A 16,921-nucleotide genomic window follows, 5' to 3' on the forward strand; every position below is an offset into this window, starting at 1 on the left:
AGTGACTGAAGGTAGTCCTTTGAAAGATTTAGTGACAAGGTCAGAATGCGGTTCCCTATCCCGGGAATCGCATTTTTTTTAGGTGCCGTTCCTTAGCCATGCTGGCTCCCGATCATTTTGTTGTTCTGTTTTGTGCGCAATTCCCCATTTGCCCGAGCTGTTTTTCATATTGATGAATACCCGAAAGGGATATGAGATCGGCTAGGAGAGGGACTCTTGTTTAGCGCATCGTTTCGTAACCGCGGTAGCGTATGAAAAATCTGATTGAACTTTATCCACCGAAATCCAGCGCCGACCAAAAGTTGCTTCTGGACTTTATCGGCTGGAAAGCGGAGAGCGGCCACAAAACCGCCCTGAAAAGGGACCGCTGGAACCAGCTGAAAGGTCTGTACAAAAAGGCGGAGGCTGATTTGGCTGACCGGGATGTGTTGGCCGCCTTGGTCTGCATGATTGATGGAGCCGACCCGAGGGAGGTGAAACAAACCCCCGAAAGCCCAAGCCAAGCGACTTTGCGCTATATGAAGCGCCGTGCCCGTCGCTTGATGAAAAAATTGGGAGAGGAGAATCCCGAGCTTTACTGCTTTATTTCCAAAAAACTTCTTGAAAGTCTGGATGTCGGAATTGAGGACAGAATAGTAAGCCAGCTGGACAAGGGGGACGGATCGTACCCTTACGTAGGCGAAAAGCCTGAGGGGAAAACCGAAGCCAAAGGTCATTATGGCATGTACGGCAAGGGCGTAATGGTCGATTTGCGCTATCGTTTCGTGTTGGGGTATGTGATGTTGGGCGAAAGCCGCCACGCTCGCCAGCTTAACAACGGTAACGGTAGCTTCGTCTACGATTTCTGGAAATTCAGAAGGACAGAGCCCGGAATGCCTTTCTCCGAGGCTTGGAAAAAGTACGGGCACGGTCTTGCCGATATGATGAAGGATATCCGCATGCCGTGGTATGGTCTGGAATTCATCTATAGAGTTTACGGTTTGCTTGGGGAGAAGCTTGACCTTTCCCAAGTGGGCATAGCGCATTACGTAAATTGTCTGTTGTCTCCGTCGCCTGTCTTGAAGAAATTGGCGATGGACAGCATGTGGGAATCTTGGGGGCCAAAGCCTAAGCCCAAGAAAGGCTTGCTCGGGAATCTTTTTAGAAGTAAGGACACAGAAACTTCGAAGCCCGAAGCGGTCATAATGGAGGGGTGGGCGATGGCTTATCCTGAGATGCCGCTTGCGAAAAAGCGGAAGTTTGAGGTAGAAGTGCTTCCGGGTTTGCTTGTCAGAGAAGACACAATAACGAACCATAAGGATGAGGCGGCCGCCGAGAAGCGCTTCCAAGGAGTTGTGACGGGACTCACCTACCAACGATACAGCAATAGGTCGGGATTCCCTATCAGTAAAAAATTGCGTGACACTGCCTTAAAGCTTGAGGGCTGGGGCCGGATAGCCAACTTTAATGACAAGGCAGCCGAAGATTTGGCTTATTTCCTTCTTAATGCGGGCTCGAAAATCTCGGTACGGCGAGTATTGAAGCTCTTGAAGTCGCAACAGTTGCAAAGCTTGGTCAGGCGTTGGTACAAAATGATCGACCATTCCGACGTTGAGCAAAGGGAAACTTTCCTTGACGTCTTCAAACAAAGCTTCGAGAAGATGGACTGGGAGGCGCGTTACGTAATGTCGGATGTGCTGAACCATGAAGACAAAGAGTTTAGGGCCCTGTCTTGGAGAATTCTCCAAAGAAACTCGAAAAAGCTCGGGGATGGGTACTGGGCTTTTAACGCCATTTGGTCCACCGTTTCGGATATCCATAAGAAAGGCGGAAAAGAAGCTCTGCGGACCTTGTTCGCCGAAGCTCCATACGCCAAAGTGGCGCTGACCGATATACTCAAACGTTCGGACTTGAATCAGATCGGGCGTTTGTCACGGGATCTTTTGAGCTTTTTCCAGGCTGAAGACGAGCTGAGCGAAGCCTTGATGGCATGTCTTGACCAGTCGTTTGACAGCTCTCCGACATATGGAATGGGCATGATGTTCCTTTTCAATAGTGACGAGTCTATTGCGAGATTCCTCGGGAAACATCGCCGTGCCTTGCGTCGCATGTTTGAGCACTATTGGTATGTGGACAGTTTCGTCGAGGCGTGGTTTGGTGTGCTGAAGAATATGAATTCCCCAATTTGGGAATTGTTGGGTGATTTGATGGTTGAGGCCGACTTGGACGAGTCTTTCTGGCGTGCGTTGGTAGGAGGCTTGGAGAACGATGAGAACACTATTCCGGCCCGTTACTGGGTGACGCTATTCCTCGAATCCAAGAACCCGGCGCTCAAAAACAAAGCGGATCACCTCCGTAACGAACTGTGGGAAAACCTTTCGCGTTCGGTGGGAAGCGAAGTGCGCTCCGACCTTTTGCCTCGTTTGGGCTCTGTTATTTTTCTGGATGTCATCAGTGGCGTTCGTCCCGCCGAATGGTTGCGGTGGATCTGTGCCATGCATGAGGAAGACTGGCAGTATGTGAGCATTTTGGCCGAAGACAAGACATTGGCGCATCATAATGACGTCGACTTCTGGATTTCGGCTCTGGAAATGCTTGCCGACACTTCGTTGGAAGAAAACCTACGGACACGTTTTTGGGCAAGACCTGAGACTAAGAGCGCTTTCTCCGCATTTGACCACCCGGCTCTGCTGGACGTAAAGATTCCGGAAGCCGAGACAATGCTTTGCGATTGGATCGATTCGAAATACACCTCGATTATATCCGACCAAGAGAAGCTGTTCAAAATCTCTATCCACCCCTTGCCAAACGTTCGCGATCGTGGCTGGACGCTTGTTCTGGCCTCTCAGCCGGAGGTTCCCTTTATGTTGCGAATGGCTGAGTGCGGTGTGCCGGAAGTGTTCCGCAAGGCTACCGAATGGTTCGGGAAGTTACCGAAAGGCGATTCTAAAGAGTCGCACGCCATTTTGGCCCTTTGCGATAGCCCGAAACAAGACGTCCGCGGATTCGGGATGGACTTGATAGGCGAACGGAAGGAAGCTCTGAATTACAGTGATTCCGAATTGTTGCCTTGCCTTTCCGAGCACCCTGATGCGTACGTGCAGGAGAAAGTGGCCCTAGCGATGGAAGAGTTGGCGGAAACGCCCGTGTTCGCCGGAACGTTTGACCGCCAGGTATTAAGGCAAAAGAACGTGGCGAGAAAGGCCAAGGAATCGGTGAAACGCCGGTTGGAAGCCCGGCTCGATATGGATCCGACACTGCTGTTGGAACTGGCCAACGGCCGCGACAAGCAAGACGCCGAGTGGGCCGTCCTTCAGCTTACCAAGCTGGCCGTAGCCGACAAGGTGGATCCCGAAGTTTTTTCATTGGCATAAAGGGTAAAGGAGCTAGGTGTTCTGTGATTTGGATGAAGCTTTTCTCTTCAACAGTACCAAATACTTAATACCTAAGACCCAATACCCCCACAAAGATATTCTGAAATGCAAGTAACGCAGACTTATCATAAACCAAGCGGGGCCAGTTCCGACGGACAAGGAAGCAAGTTTGACTTTTCCGCGGAGTGCTCTCGCAAACCCGTTTCCCTCAACGCCTTGGTCAAGGATAGCGGTGCCTATGCCCGCGTAATGCTGGCTCTCCGCAAAGTGGTGGTGGGCGACTGGCGCCCCAAACAAGTCGACCATTCGGCCTATCAGGCGTGGGTGGCCGAGCGCTACCTCGAAGAGTTGCCCAACCATATGCAGGGCGTGGACGCCGAAAAGCTTCAGCTGATGGAGGAGCGCAAGACCGTAACGGAAGAGAAACATAAGGTCTTGGGAGAACTGTCGGCGCTTAAGAAAGGTGTCGGCACGGCGAGGAGAAAGTATTACGAATGGCTCTATACACACGACAAGGACAAATGGTTTGTGCTTGACCCCGTGATTAGCGTGCACCAAGACGCCGTCATTTTCGAAGCTTTCTCGCTTGACGAATCCGTTTACGGCAGGGTATCCGTCCCTTCCGAAAAGCTGGAAACCTTTGACCGGACGGTATTCGGCACCACAAACATCGACTTTAGCCAGACTTTGGCCGACGAGCTTTACCGCGTGCGGAGCTATCGTCCTGCTTGGCTGAAGGTGAGCTACGAAAAAGTGGAGATGTCCACTGACTTGGGCCTTTCGCTCGAAAAGAAAATAGACCTGCCCGAAACTTGGGTTAGGGGCTTTCTTCAGGTACAGTCGGCCTCGTCGCTTGACGGCGTAGACTTCGACCTGGATACCGAAACCATGGCCGAAACGCTGGCCGTGTTGGAACGCAAAAAAGAAAAGCAAGGGCCTCGCTCCGTTAGGTTCATATTCAAAAAAGGAAAACCCGTGACGGTTTCCATCGATCCTTGGGGGATAGAAATTACCGACAGGAAGATATATGAGGGAGATTACGAGGGCGAGATCCGCATCTGGGGTCGCCGTCGCCTCAGCGTGCTGAAGGAACTCCTTCCGCTTTCCGACACCATTAGCGTAAAGATGCTTGGCACCGGCATGCCGTCCTATTGGAGCGTGTCCGTAGAAGGGCACCGTTTCGACGTTGGGTTGTCGGGCTGGACCGCCAACGACTGGGCCGGAAAGGCCAACTTCGACCTGCTGGCCTCTACCGGCAAGTCAAACAAACTGAAAACCGTACTGGCCGAACGCGTAATCAAAGAGAAGATGACCGTGACGCCGGAGGGCTTGTCGGCCCTGACGGGCTGTTCCCGATCCGAGGCCACCGCGTCGCTTCAGGAATTGTGCAAGAACGGACAGGCGATGTATGACCACCTGAAGGGCGAATACCGCTGGCGCCAGCTCATTAACCAGGAGATACAAGTGACCGACCCCGAGGAGGATGAGCGCAATACCTACGCTATCAGCCTCTTTAAGGAGGGCAAGGTAAGCTATGCCGGCAAGACTGTGGAAGACAAGCACTACCTGACGGTGGAGGGAAAAGGAACCTTCGAACCGTCGCTTACGCTGGATAAGGACGGGAAAGTGAAGGAAGCCTCCTGTACGTGCAGTCATTACCGGCGCAACCAGTTGAGGAAAGGTCCGTGCGCCCACCTTGTGGCCTCTGTCCTTTATGTCCAAAACCACAAGAAATCATGAGGGCACTTTTGGTAATTTCTTACGAAGCGAAAACTAGTCGGTATGTCGGATAACAATAACTGGAGAGACCGCATCAAGGAGATCGGCAAGGAAGGCTATGAGATAGAGGAGATGGTCCGTTTGGGATTTCTCACCATCAGCCAGGAGGAACTTGAGCGTATAGCGGAACGGGAGAAGGCTTACAGGAAGTTGGGGGCCCGTAGTCGCGAGATAGAGAAAGCCCTTGAAGGCTTGGAGGACATTACCCCTTATATAAAGGTAATCAGGGAAGAGCGTATAGAGAGGGTTCGCAAACAGCGCGAGATCCGCAAGGTGGAGAAGGCCAAAGCCGAGGCCGAAAGGAAAAAGGCCGTGGAGGCCAAGCTCCGGAGCACTCCTACTTATCTGGGCGACGAGATATCGAAAGGTATTCATTACGGCGAATACGACGAAGACCGCTGTCTGGAAAACGGAATGCCGGGCATCCGCGACCTCGACGAGCTGGCCGAAAAGAGCGGCATAGGGGCCAAACGCTGGCAATGGCTGGCCTATCATAAGAAAGTGTCGCAAATAGATCACTATACCCGCTTCACCATTCCGAAGAAGAGCGGTGGCAAAAGGGAGATTTCCTCGCCTAAGTCCAAGCTCCGCGAGGCGCAGGAATGGATAAAGGACAACGTGTTGGCCTCGGCGGTACCGCACGCCGCGGCCGTAGCCTACCGTCCCGGCATGTCGGTGGCCTATAACGCCATCCTCCATATGGGCTCCAAGCTCGTGATCCGTATGGACCTCAAGGACTTTTTCCCTTCGGTGAAGTTTCCACGCGTCAAGGGCGTTTTCCGTTCCTCCGGCTATAGCGAGGCTTTGGCTACCGTCTTCGCCTCCGTTTGTACGGATGCTTTCAGGGTAAAGACCAAGATGGGTGACAAGGAGTATTACGTGGCATTGGGCGAAAAGGCCTTGCCCCAGGGCGCCTGCACCTCGCCGGCGCTGACCAATGTGCTGTGCCGGAAGCTGGACAAACGTATCGCCAATTACACCAAGAAGCACGGAATAGTCTATACGCGCTATGCCGACGACTTGGTGTTCTCATCCAAAACGGGTAACGTCAATCTCAAAAGCTTTTTCGCCTGGATCCGCAGGATAATCAAAGAGGAAGGTTTTGTGCTGAACGAGGAGAAAACAAGCGTGATGCGCCCGCACCAACGCCAAACCGTGACGGGGGTAGTGGTAAACGAAGGCGGACATATCCGCATTTCGCGCCGTGATGTCCGGAAGTTCAGGGCCTTCGTGCATCGCCTGAGTGTGCTCAACGACGAGATAGTGGCCAAGGAAATAGGCAAAAACCCGTATTCCTACATGAGTGGCTACATGTCGTTCGTGCGGATGGTCAATCCTATGCAGGCGGACAAACTGCAGGCGTATATAGATAAGTTGCATCCGCAGTTGGCGGAAGCCTAGCGAATAAGCGATTTGTACGCCTCTTATAATCCGCGGGCTTGGGCCCAAAATGTAAGTGTTGACGTCCCGTCGAATTTTTCGACGGGACGTTTTTGTGTGCAAAACACGGATGGTTATTGTAATATATGTGGTTGTTTGTACTAGTGGAGGGGATGTTTGAAGTTATTGACGTTTTGTGGTGTTTGAGGTATAAGGAAGCTAAGATGAAAAGAAAGCAACAACCCGATAAATGGAGGCCTGCCTTAATGCTTTGTGTGATGTCTATTTTTATTTTTTGTCCAGATGTTTTGCTCCCACGATGTGTTTGAAAATTTGAAGCAAAGGGTGATAACTTACTTTTTAACGATTAACAAGTTGTGGCCTTAACATGTTATTCAATTAGAAAAGGCTCTTTCCTAGCAATAGGTTAGGGCCTATTTTCTTTTTTATCCCTTTTTTTCGCCCTAAAACCCCTTTTTTTTGCTGTTTAGGACATGTCATAAATGGAAAAAGGACCTGTCCTTACTATCTTTAGGACGTGTCCTTTTACTGTTAGGGACTTGTCGTTTTTACTGTTTGAAGCTTTTCATTAGGGAATGCAGACAAGTGTTGGAACGTAATACGTCACTTGTGTTTTTATCTTACACAGTAATATTCGCTCTGATCTGCAGTGTTGGGACTTTGGAGAGGACTTAAAAAATCCGGACCGGGGTGGTAGGCCCGGTCCAGTTTCGGTAAAAGGAACCCGCGGTGTGGTGCGGGTGGATTGTACTTTACCCGGCCTTGCCAGGTTTCTGACGCAATATCAGTGCAAGCATGTAATAAAGCAAGACAATTAACCACAATGTGTTCCAATGACCGGAAACTTGGTTGAAATTCGCTCCCGCAAGGTTCATTTTCAGGTATCCGCCGAATGCTTCGGTGCTTGGCACCAGCTTGCCTAGTGCGGTAAGCCAAACGGGCGAGCCCTCGGTAGGCCACGGTATGGCCGAAAGGAACAGAAACGGAAGGGTAGCGAAGGTGAGCAGAAACAATACCTGCTCTCGGGTTTTCATTCTGCCCGTGATGGCGAACGAAAAGAATACGCAAGCCAATACAAACGGGAGCAGAAACAGTGCGAGTTCACCCGCATGGGCGCGTGCCGGATAATCAAACCATTTTGAAATGGCGCCAATGCAGAATCCCATAAGGATGTAACTGACCACGGTATAGAACAGTGCCCTACCCAAAAGAACTATGGCGGGCGGAGCGTTTTCCGTGCCCTTTTCCCTGCTTAGGCGGTAACGTCGGTATTCGTTGGACGTGCCGTTGGCCAAGCCAATAGTCATCAGAAGGGTCTGTTGGATAACGGCTAGTCCCAGCAGGGCGAGGATGTAAACCCCGTATCCCCCCGCTGGGTTGAACAATTGGAAGTTTTTAAACCGCAGAGGCATGCCTGTGGCCAACGCGGCCTTTGCGGGCATTCCTTTGGCCATGAGCTTTCGCACCTTTATCCCCGTGCCCAGTGTTTGGCTGGCGTATAGGCACCCTTTTACCGCCTGTTTGTATGGCAAAACGTAAGCGGCGTCGGCGTAAAGGGTCACGTCCGTCTGCTCACTGCTTAGTATGTCCTTTTCGAAATCCTCTGGTACGCTGAACACCGCCCTTACCTCGCCTTTGTAATAAGCGTCACGAGCCGATGCCATATCGCTGAAATTGACGGCTTTCACGTAGTCGGTAGCGTCGAGCATGCGTATCAGTTGCCAGCTTAGCGGGCTTTGGCTATGGTCCACCACGGCTGTGGGCACGTCGTTCACCACTTCTTTTTGGTATGCGGTGGCAAAGAGCAGGGGATAAGCAAAGGCCGGCAACAGTAGCGTAACTGCCAAGCCCATGTCGGAAAACACTAAACGTAGCTCGTTGAGGAAGCTTTGCGCCAAGGCGCGGAATATTTTTCCCAATCCCTTCATTAGAGTAGTCTTTTGCGTTTTGGGGAAATCAGGCGTTTGCGGAGCAATGGCGCCATTGCGAACAGGCAGAGGAAAGCGGCCAAGGAAAGGTATGTTCCCGTCTGGTAGGCCAGAGGTATGCCCCGCATGCTTTGCCCGAAGAATGCCTCCACGAAATGGGTGAAGGGGATAATCTGGGACAGAGCCCTGAATCCGCCGGGAAGTTCCGATGAGGGGAATGTTACGCCTGCGCACGTAAAGGCGAAACCGCAGAACAGAAGTCCGGAGGTGAGCGCCTTGCGAAGCACGGGTTGTAAGCTGACAAAAGCGACGGCAAGTCCCTGACACGCCAATATAAAGAGGAAATATGCCAAGTAAAGCGCCCTTTCGTCTCCGTTAAGCGGAAATCCCGCCATGCGGAACAGTAGATAATGTATGCCCACTGCCGTAATACCGTAAGCGATGGTGTAGGGGAGGAGTTTTCCAGCCAAGGCTTTGTATATGGATCCTCCCGCAGTGCCCATCCATTGGCGGGCGGAACGGAACCTTATCTCGGATCCCATGGCGTAAATGGAAGTGATGGTAACGAAGGACATCATGGCCACCCAGATCAAAGCCCCGCCGAGGAAATAGAAATAGTTCACGTCCGGATTGGAGAGCGAATGGGAGATTAGCCTTATGGGCATGAAATCGTTCATCGCTTTGGCTTGGGAGGAACCCTTTTTCATGCGGGTCTGGATCTCCACGCCAGCCGAGAAAGTGGAGGCTACCATAGTGACCGCTTTTGAAACGTTACCGCCCGCGGCCATGGATATATAGCTGTGAAACAGCTCCGCCTCGGATCCTGATCCCCTGTAAAAGCCTTTCTCAAAGTCTTGGGGAAGGTACAGTAAGGCGTAGACCTTACCTTCCAGCAGGCCGGCTTTGCCTTCTTCCAAGCTTTGGTACCGCTCCGTTATGCGGAGGGTCGGGCTCGCTTCCACATAGCGGAGCAGTTGCCGTGACAGCGGACTATTGTCGGCGTCGTGCACGGCTATCGGGAGTTCGCGCAATATGCCGGCTCCCATCAGCTGATAGTAGAAGACCGCCGTGATAGCCGGAAACACTGCCACGGCCAGCCAGTAGGCGGGTTTGGAGGCAATGCGCCGGAGTTCCCGGCGAAACGTCGGCCTGAATCCTTTTTCAGTCATAAGCTTTGGGCTCCGGGGAGCTTATTTATCGGTTTCGAACTGGGCCCAATCGATGAGGGCCGTCATGCCTGGACGTAGGCCTTCAGCCTTCTTTACGGGCACGGCACGCACTTCGAATGTCTTCATGTCGAAGTCGCCGGTGCTTTTAGTCGCCTTCCAAGTGGCGAATGCGCCGAGGGCGTTGATGTAGTTTACCTTAACCCGAACGGACTGGCCACCCAAAGCGGGAAGCGTAACATCGAATTCGGATCCCATCTTGAAGCGAGGTAACAAGTCTTCGCGAAGGTTGAAAGTAACCCAAGCGTCGTCTAGGTCCACGATGGTCATGATGGGGAAGCCCGCCGCCACAAGCTCCCCCCGTTCGGGGATGACGCTGGCCACTTCGCCGTCGATAGGCGACAGTACCTTCGTTTCCTCGAGATAAGATTCCACTTCGGTCACGGCTCCGGAAGCTCTCTCTACCAGCGCTTCGGCGGCAGTCTTGTCTTCGGAACGGGCACCCCTGCGGGCCATATCGTATTGCGACTTGGCCATTTCCACTGTATGTGCCATCGCTTTCCACTTGGCTTCGGCTTCGTCCATCTTTTGGGCCGGGATCACGCCTTCTTTATGAAGGTTCTTTACCCTTTGGTAAGTCTTTTCGGCGTAGGCCATTCCCGCCTTCGCTTTTTCCCATTGGTTCTTTGCCGCACGGATTTGCTCGTTGCGCGCGCCGTTTTCGGCCTTGTTCATTTGAGCCGTGGCCGCTTTTCGGGCCGCCATTGCCTGGGCCAGTTTGGCCTCCACCTCAGGGCTTTCTATCCGCGCCAAGCTCTGGCCGGCCTTTACGCTTTGGCCCTCGCGGACTTTCAGTTCCGCCAGTCGGCCCACCAGCTTGGATGCCACTTTCACTTGCGTGGCCTCCACTTGGCCCTGAAGCAGTAACGGTGCGGGTGAAGAGAAAAGATTAACCGCCGTTACGGCTATCGCCAAAAGGGCGACAATGCCCAAGGCTATAAAAGTGTTGTTCTTCTTGTTCATGGTAAATGTCTTAACGTATTATGCCGAATAATGCGTGGCGATGCTTAGCGCGCCATATAGTCAAGGAAGAGTTCGCTCCTGCCGGAAAGCGAAAGGAGCTTTGCCAAAGCCAAGTCATAGTCGTACATGGCCTTGATACGCTCCACTTCTACTTTCGAAAGGTTGAGGCGCGCGTCCACTACGCTGGTGGACTCGGCCATGCCGGCTTTGAAGGCTTTTTCCTTTACGCGGAGATATTCGCTGGCGAACTTCATTGAAGATTCGATGGAAGTCAGTTGCTCAAGGGCCTGTTTTAGCTCTCGGTAATGCTTTTCCACGCCCGTACGAACGTCCTCGGAATATTTCTGGTTAAGGTCGGAGGCCCTTTCTTCGAGTTTGCGGGCCGCTTTCATTTTATTGTACCGCTTAAGGCCGTCGAAGATTTTCCACTTCACGCCGGCGCCTACCATCCAGCTCGGCGAGAGTCCCGCCAGTAGGTCATTCTGGTAAAGTTCCTTGTTGCCCGTTACGAAGACGGTAGGTAGGAATTCGGACCTTTCCTTCACGAACTTTTGATGAGCCAATTCCACTTTCGAATCCAGCTGGCGTATCAGCGGGCTGTACTGCTCGGCCATTTCGTGGAAATGTTCCAGAGATTCTATATTGTCGGTGTAAAACAGTTCGGTGATGGGTACTACCTGGCCTTTTGTGGCGAGGGTGTTGCCCAAGGCCGTACGGGTAAGTTCCAGACGGTGCTCGGCTTTCTTGAGTTCCCTGTTCGCCTCGCTGTGGGCCATCTCGGCGTAAAGTCGTTGGGCTTCGGCTATCATGCCGTTTTCTTCCAACTTGCGGGCATCATTAAGGTGCTGGCCTACGCCTTCCAATACGTCTTGGCGAATCTGCACCACGCTCTCGGCCAACCTAAGGCCGAAGTAGCGTTGCACCAACTCTTCGAGAAGTTCGCCTTTTACTTTGCGCAATTCTTCCGAAGCCTCGTGATGCCGGAGTTCGGCGGCCTTGTTGGCCACGTTGATTTTACCGCCGGTATAGATGGGCATCATCAACGTGGCGTTTACGGCGCTGAAGCTTTGCTCCTGCAGTGTGAGTGCGGTTGGCAAGTGAAGATTCGATCCCATAAGGGTTTTGACACCAGAAAGCCCGTCGGTCAAGGTTTTGATGCCTTTGGCTTGGTCGGGCGTGATCGCTCCGCCGGCCACCGCTTTTTGGATAGCTTCGGGTGTGAGCTGGCCTAAGCCCGATTTCAGGCCGTCGATATGTTCGGAGAAGTCGAGGGCGACGTCCTCGTCCAGTTTTACAAACAAAGCGGAGGCGGTGACAGTGGGTAGGCGCAATCCCCATGCGGCCTTCTGTTCGTAGGCCATTTCCTCCACTTCCTTTTTGGCGGCCGAAAGTTTCTTGTTTTGCCGGTGCATGGTTTCCAGCGCGTCGCCAAAGGTCATGTTTTGCCCTTGTGTAGGCGTTGGAGCCTCTTGGGCCAGGGCGCCTGTGGCCAGCCATAAGACCAGCAGAAACCCCAAAGGTAGTTTTTTCATATCGGTGACGTTACTTCCTTTTTGAGTGAACGATTACTCATTTAGTTGACGAAAAAAAAGCTGTTCTAGTGTGAAGAGCCTTTGTCATGCCGGTAGCCAGCCGTGCCTACAGCCTGAATTCCGGTACGTTTCGACGATTTCTTTAGGCAAAAATAAACCTTATTCCCCATAATAATGAGCGTTTGTTCATGATATTTCCGTCAGCCCCAGGCCTCTACGCATGATGTTGACCAGCTTCTTTTTGGTGTCGTGTAAGCTGGTTTCCGGCAAGTGTCCTTTTATTTTGGCGTTGAGAAAGCCCATAGGGGCGATAAATATAAGGGTGTACACGTCTTCGTAATCAATTCTTGCGGAGGATTCGTCCTCTTCATGGAGCCTTTGGGCTAATGCCTTGCAAAAGTCTAGGATTCTTCCGGATATCTGGGAGTCCACTTCGAAACTGGAATCGTGTATCATTACACCGTAGAGCTTGAGGATATGAGGGGCTTTGGCCATGCGTTCGCATCTGTTTTCCGCATAGCGCTCGATGAACTCGGAAAGATTGGCCGACACTTTGGTCAAGTGCTCCATGTCTTGGAGAAAAGCCCTCAAAGTGGACTTTACTATGTCTTTGACCAATTCGTGCTTGCTGGGGTAATGCCGATAGAGATATCCTTCGGACACCTTTGAGAGCTTGGCGATGGCGGCTGTGGAGGCGTTCTGGTAGCCTTTGCTCACTATCAAGTCAATTGTGGCTTGCTTGATCCTCTCGATTTTACTTTCGTCGATTTGTCTAGCCATAGTGTTGTGGTGGCGTTTTGGAAATGAGAATTGTACAAAGCTAGGGAATATAGTCCAAGTTATGAACTGGCAGGCAAAGGAAAAGCCCCGGAATGGGGCTTTGTGACACAAGACCGGAAAGGGGTTTTAGGTTTATTGCAGGGGGATGGAGGTTTTGCCCTGCGATTTTACTTCGTAGGCGAAGGTCAGTTTTCGGCTCTTGGCGGGTTTTAGCTTGAGTTTCCATTTTAGCTTGCCCGTATTTTCTTCTTTTTCGGCCTGTGGTGCTTTGAGTAGTTTGACGCTCACGTCGGCCATTTGCGACACGGGCCATTGGTCAAGCACGGTAAGGTTGACGGGTACGTCCTTGTTATTGCGGACGGTGATGTCCCAACCGGCGGTCTGGCGGGTGCCCGAGGAAAGTACCCGCTTCTGGGTGAAATCCTTGGCCCGAACCCTCTTGGCGATTACGCCACGGTCTTGTCCGAGTGAAAGGCGCAGGGTATCTTGGGCTATGTCCGTATCGAGTTTGGAATCGCCTACGTACATTCCCTCATAATAAAGGCTCATGGGGCCGGACAGTAGGTGGTATTTTTCCCAGCCCGTTACCTCGGCGGTAAGGAAAACGTTGGTGTTGATTTTTGGTACGCACACGTGGCGGTAGCCGGCCTCTAGGCTATTGTTGGCCAAAATGACGGTGTTTTTTTTGTTGTCGCTCGGGATATTGTGGCGTTCCTCTATATCGAAACGCACGGCGGCTACGGACTCTGTTTTCATCACTTCGGGAGAAACTTTTGCTACCGAGGAGGTAAAGGATTGTTTGCGTTTGAATTTTCTGGATGCTTTCCTAGCTGTACCGTACCCTACCACTACGACTTCATTTAGCGTTTGTAGGTCATTGGCCAAGTCGATATTGATGACATTCTTTTTTACGTAAATATTTTCGGTTATGAAGCCAATATAGTTTACCGAAATTACCCGTTGTTTTGAGGGAAGCTTGAGCTCGTACCTACCGTTGATATCGGTAACGACGCCAATTGTTGTACCAGTTACAACGATATTGGCCCCAATGAGTGGTTCGTTTGTCTCTTTGTCGGTTATTATTCCCCTTATCGTCACTCCACCTTCCATCGGGATGTTGTTGCCTCTTTGCGTTACACGTCCTTGGTTACGAGGTTTTGCCTGTGGGCTTGCCGTACCTCGGATCTTGATTTTGGCGGGTGCGCCCAAATACCAAGGCTTCATGGCCGGTAGTTGTCCGTCTTGGTTGGGGTCGGCGGAGGAGACGGAGAGACGGACATTTTTCCAGTCTTCGCCGGTATTTTGCCTGATATCCGCTTTGTAAGTGAGTTGAAGCGGATCGGTAAGTGAGCTGACCCGGGCGTCGTAGCGAGGCGACCAAGTGGCGTTCTTGACGAAGTAACTCAGGTTTAGGGTCGAGTTAAACCCGTTTTGGCTGGTAACGGTAACTTCCGCCTGCCCGACGGGATCGGTTTTGGTATTGCCCAAAGCCCCGATTTCTTTGCGAATGCGGATTACGCTGTCGGTGAGAACTTCCTTCTTTCTGCCGATTTTGATTCTGTCAAGACGTATGGCGTTTATTCTGCTTCGGTAGAAGTCGGCGGCTTGGCGGAGTTGGTTGATATCCAACGCCTCGTTGGTTCCGGAGAGTTTTCGGTTCGCTTCAAGTAACGCTAGTTCTTCGCCCAGAGCTTGGTCTTGTGCGTCCAAGGTTTTGGAGCGCAGGTCCAAGTTTTCCGCTATGCTTTCCAGTTTTCGAATCTTTGCTGTCGGAGCGGGAGAGTTGAGGTGATTGCGCAGGAAGTTTACCGAGAGAATGGTGAAATTGCCCTTGCCTCCGGCCTGTAGACTGTTAGCGTCCAAATTGTAGGGAAGATTATCGAAGAGCAAAACCCGTTGTCCGGCCGGTACTTGGGCCTTGGCCTGGCGGAAGACTTGTGCGCCGTTGCGGTATACGGTTACGCTTTTGATCTTGGACGGGACCTTTTGGGTTTTGAATTGCGCTTGCGCTCCAAAAGCCAAAAAAAGCAGAGCCCATGCAATATATATAGGTGTCGTTTTCATTTTTGATCTGATTTTGGAGTGGAAGACCTATTGCATTTGGACCGTTATATTCTTCGGCGCTTTTACTTCATAGGCGAAGAAAAGAGTTTTCTTGGCCATTGGCTTTAGCTTTAGCTTCCAAGTAAGTTTGCCGTTGTCCTCATTTTTCGACGCCCCTTGGGCCTGTAAAAGCTTTACGCTGATATTGTTGCGACGGGAGACGGGCCACTGGTCCGTAACGGTGAGGTTGACAGGCGTCTTTTTGTTATTGCGAATCAGGATTTCCCAGCCGGCGCTTTGCTTGCGGGCATTCGAGAGTGTTTGGTTTTTGCTGAAGGCCTTTTTCTTTACGCGCTCTACCACTACGCCACGGTCTTGCCCAAGTGAAAGCCTAAGTGTGTCCGTTGCGATATTGGTATTAAGTTCCGAGTCGCCTACATACATGCCTTCGTAGTAGAGGCTCATTTCGCCGGACAGAAGATCGAGACTCTCCCAGCCGGTAAGGTCGGCTGTTAGGAATACGGCGGTGTTGAGCTTGGGTACGCAATGGTGGCTGTAGTCGGCCTGTAATTTATGGCGGGCTAGGGTGACAGTGCGGTTTTCTCCGTCGCTTTCCAAAGTGTAAGGCTCCTCTATATCGAAACGAACAGCTCCGGAAGTGCGGATTGCGGTGGTTTTTGGACCTCTTTTGCTGTCGTATTGGAACATTGTTTCGGAGTCATCTTCATCTTCAACTTCCATTTCAAAATCAATATCTTCATCGTCCGCCATCTCGCTAATCTGTACTCCGGCGACTTTGTCCTGTAAGGACTGGAATAATTGAGGGGACGATTGGCGAATATACCAAGGATGAAGCTCTGGAAGCTGGCCGGACATATCCGGATTTGCGGAGGAAACGCTTAAGCGGACTCTTTCCCACTTTTCCCCCGTCATTTGGAAAATATCGGCTTTGTAGCTAAGGCGGAGTGGCTTATTAAGGCTGGCTACCCGGGCGTCGTAACGCGGTGTCCAGCCAGCGCCGTCTATAAAGTAGCCAAGCGCCATTTTGGTGGAGAAACCGCGTTTGCTTGTGACGGTGACCAGCACTTGCCCGACAGATTTTCCGGCGGGGCCGTGCAGTTTGGCCAATTCGTTTTTGATTCTGCGTAATTGATCACGGTCCGTTTTGACTTGTTGCTTTAGCTGTATGGTGCTTTGCAGGATTTCGTTAAGACGCGTGCGGTAGAAGTCCGCGGCGGCTTTTAGTTGGTTGATGTCGAGGCCGGAATCTTTGCCACCCAAGTTGCGGTTTGCGGTAAGGAGTTGATGCTCATCTCCAAAGGCTTTGATTTTCGCTTCGGTTTCTTCTATCCGGTATTCGAGTTTTTTGGCTTTGGCCTTCAGTTCCCTGGTCTTGTTTTCGGGTTTTGGAGTTGCCAGGTAATTTTTGTTAAAGTTGACCGAAAGGATAGTGAAGTCGCCTTGGCCGCCCACTTGTACGCTCTTTGGACGGAGCGATGCGGGCAGGTTATCGAAAACGAGCGTTCGTTTACCCGGCGGGCAGGTGACTTTTGCTTCACGATATATCTGTGCGCCGGAAAGAAAGACGGTTACGTCTTTTATTTTGGATTTGATGTTTTGGGTTTTGGTTTGGCCGAAAGTGGAAAAAGGTAAGTACGCCAAAGCCAAAGCGATAAAAATACGGCTTGTTCTCATAATCGATAAATTTTTGAAACCGGCGACCATTCTAAGGTTCGGAGATTTGACTCTTAGTTGTGTGCGTTGATAATCCGGCTTCTTTAGTTTGTCTTAAGCAATATAGGGAATTGGCCTAATTAATGAATCTGTCTGCGCTTGTTTGTGAGTGATCATATTTTTAAATGGATTAAGCCGAGGGGTAATTGAGCGTTATGTATTCTCATTTCATTTTGGCTGGC

At 51.5% G+C, this 16,921-nt stretch carries 10 protein-coding genes; 3 read left to right on the plus strand and 7 right to left on the minus strand.

Annotated elements, in window-relative coordinates; genetic code table 11:
• Positions 1-251: 251 nt before the first annotated feature.
• The 3 genes from AABK39_RS07460 to AABK39_RS07470 all read left to right on the plus strand — a co-directional run bounded on the left by AABK39_RS07460 (position 252) and on the right by AABK39_RS07470 (position 6,533).
• The gene (locus AABK39_RS07460) at positions 252-3,353 is read left to right on the plus strand and encodes a hypothetical protein (protein WP_338394294.1); all 3,102 of its coding nucleotides are present in this window, start codon (positions 252-254) and stop codon (positions 3,351-3,353) included.
• Positions 3,354-3,458: 105 nt separating this feature from the next.
• A complete protein-coding gene (locus AABK39_RS07465) occupies positions 3,459-5,093 on the plus strand; it encodes an SWIM zinc finger family protein (RefSeq protein WP_338394295.1) in 1,635 nt (544 codons plus the stop codon).
• A 42-nt stretch (positions 5,094-5,135) separates the two neighbouring features.
• Positions 5,136-6,533 carry a reverse transcriptase family protein gene (locus tag AABK39_RS07470; protein WP_338394296.1) on the plus strand — a complete coding sequence of 466 codons (1,398 nt, stop codon included), beginning with the start codon at positions 5,136-5,138 and terminating at the stop codon, positions 6,531-6,533.
• 752 nt (positions 6,534-7,285) lie between these two features.
• Here AABK39_RS07470 and AABK39_RS07475 read toward each other — a convergent pair.
• The 7 genes from AABK39_RS07475 to AABK39_RS07505 form a co-directional block, all read right to left on the minus strand.
• Complete coding sequence (locus tag AABK39_RS07475) at positions 7,286-8,461, minus strand: ABC transporter permease (RefSeq protein ID WP_338394297.1); 1,176 nt, start codon at positions 8,459-8,461, stop codon at positions 7,286-7,288.
• The gene (locus AABK39_RS07480) at positions 8,461-9,630 is read right to left on the minus strand and encodes an ABC transporter permease (RefSeq protein WP_338394298.1); all 1,170 of its coding nucleotides are present in this window, start codon (positions 9,628-9,630) and stop codon (positions 8,461-8,463) included. Before AABK39_RS07480 ends, AABK39_RS07475 begins: the two co-directional genes overlap by 1 nt.
• A 21-nt stretch (positions 9,631-9,651) precedes the next feature.
• Complete coding sequence (locus tag AABK39_RS07485; protein WP_338394299.1) at positions 9,652-10,650, minus strand: HlyD family secretion protein; 999 nt, start codon at positions 10,648-10,650, stop codon at positions 9,652-9,654.
• A 44-nt stretch (positions 10,651-10,694) separates the two neighbouring features.
• The gene (locus AABK39_RS07490) at positions 10,695-12,182 is read right to left on the minus strand and encodes a TolC family protein (RefSeq protein ID WP_338394300.1); all 1,488 of its coding nucleotides are present in this window, start codon (positions 12,180-12,182) and stop codon (positions 10,695-10,697) included.
• 186 nt (positions 12,183-12,368) lie between these two features.
• On the minus strand, positions 12,369-12,962 hold the full coding sequence (locus AABK39_RS07495) for a TetR/AcrR family transcriptional regulator (protein ID WP_338394301.1): 594 nt from the start codon (positions 12,960-12,962) through the stop codon (positions 12,369-12,371).
• 132 nt (positions 12,963-13,094) lie between these two features.
• The gene (locus tag AABK39_RS07500; RefSeq protein WP_338394302.1) at positions 13,095-15,026 is read right to left on the minus strand and encodes a DUF4139 domain-containing protein; all 1,932 of its coding nucleotides are present in this window, start codon (positions 15,024-15,026) and stop codon (positions 13,095-13,097) included.
• A 27-nt stretch (positions 15,027-15,053) separates the two neighbouring features.
• On the minus strand, positions 15,054-16,700 hold the full coding sequence (locus tag AABK39_RS07505; RefSeq protein WP_338394303.1) for a DUF4139 domain-containing protein: 1,647 nt from the start codon (positions 16,698-16,700) through the stop codon (positions 15,054-15,056).
• Between the last annotated feature and the right edge of the window lie 221 nt (positions 16,701-16,921).

Source organism: Fulvitalea axinellae, assembly GCF_036492835.1.
GTDB lineage: Bacteria > Bacteroidota > Bacteroidia > Cytophagales > Cyclobacteriaceae > Fulvitalea > Fulvitalea axinellae.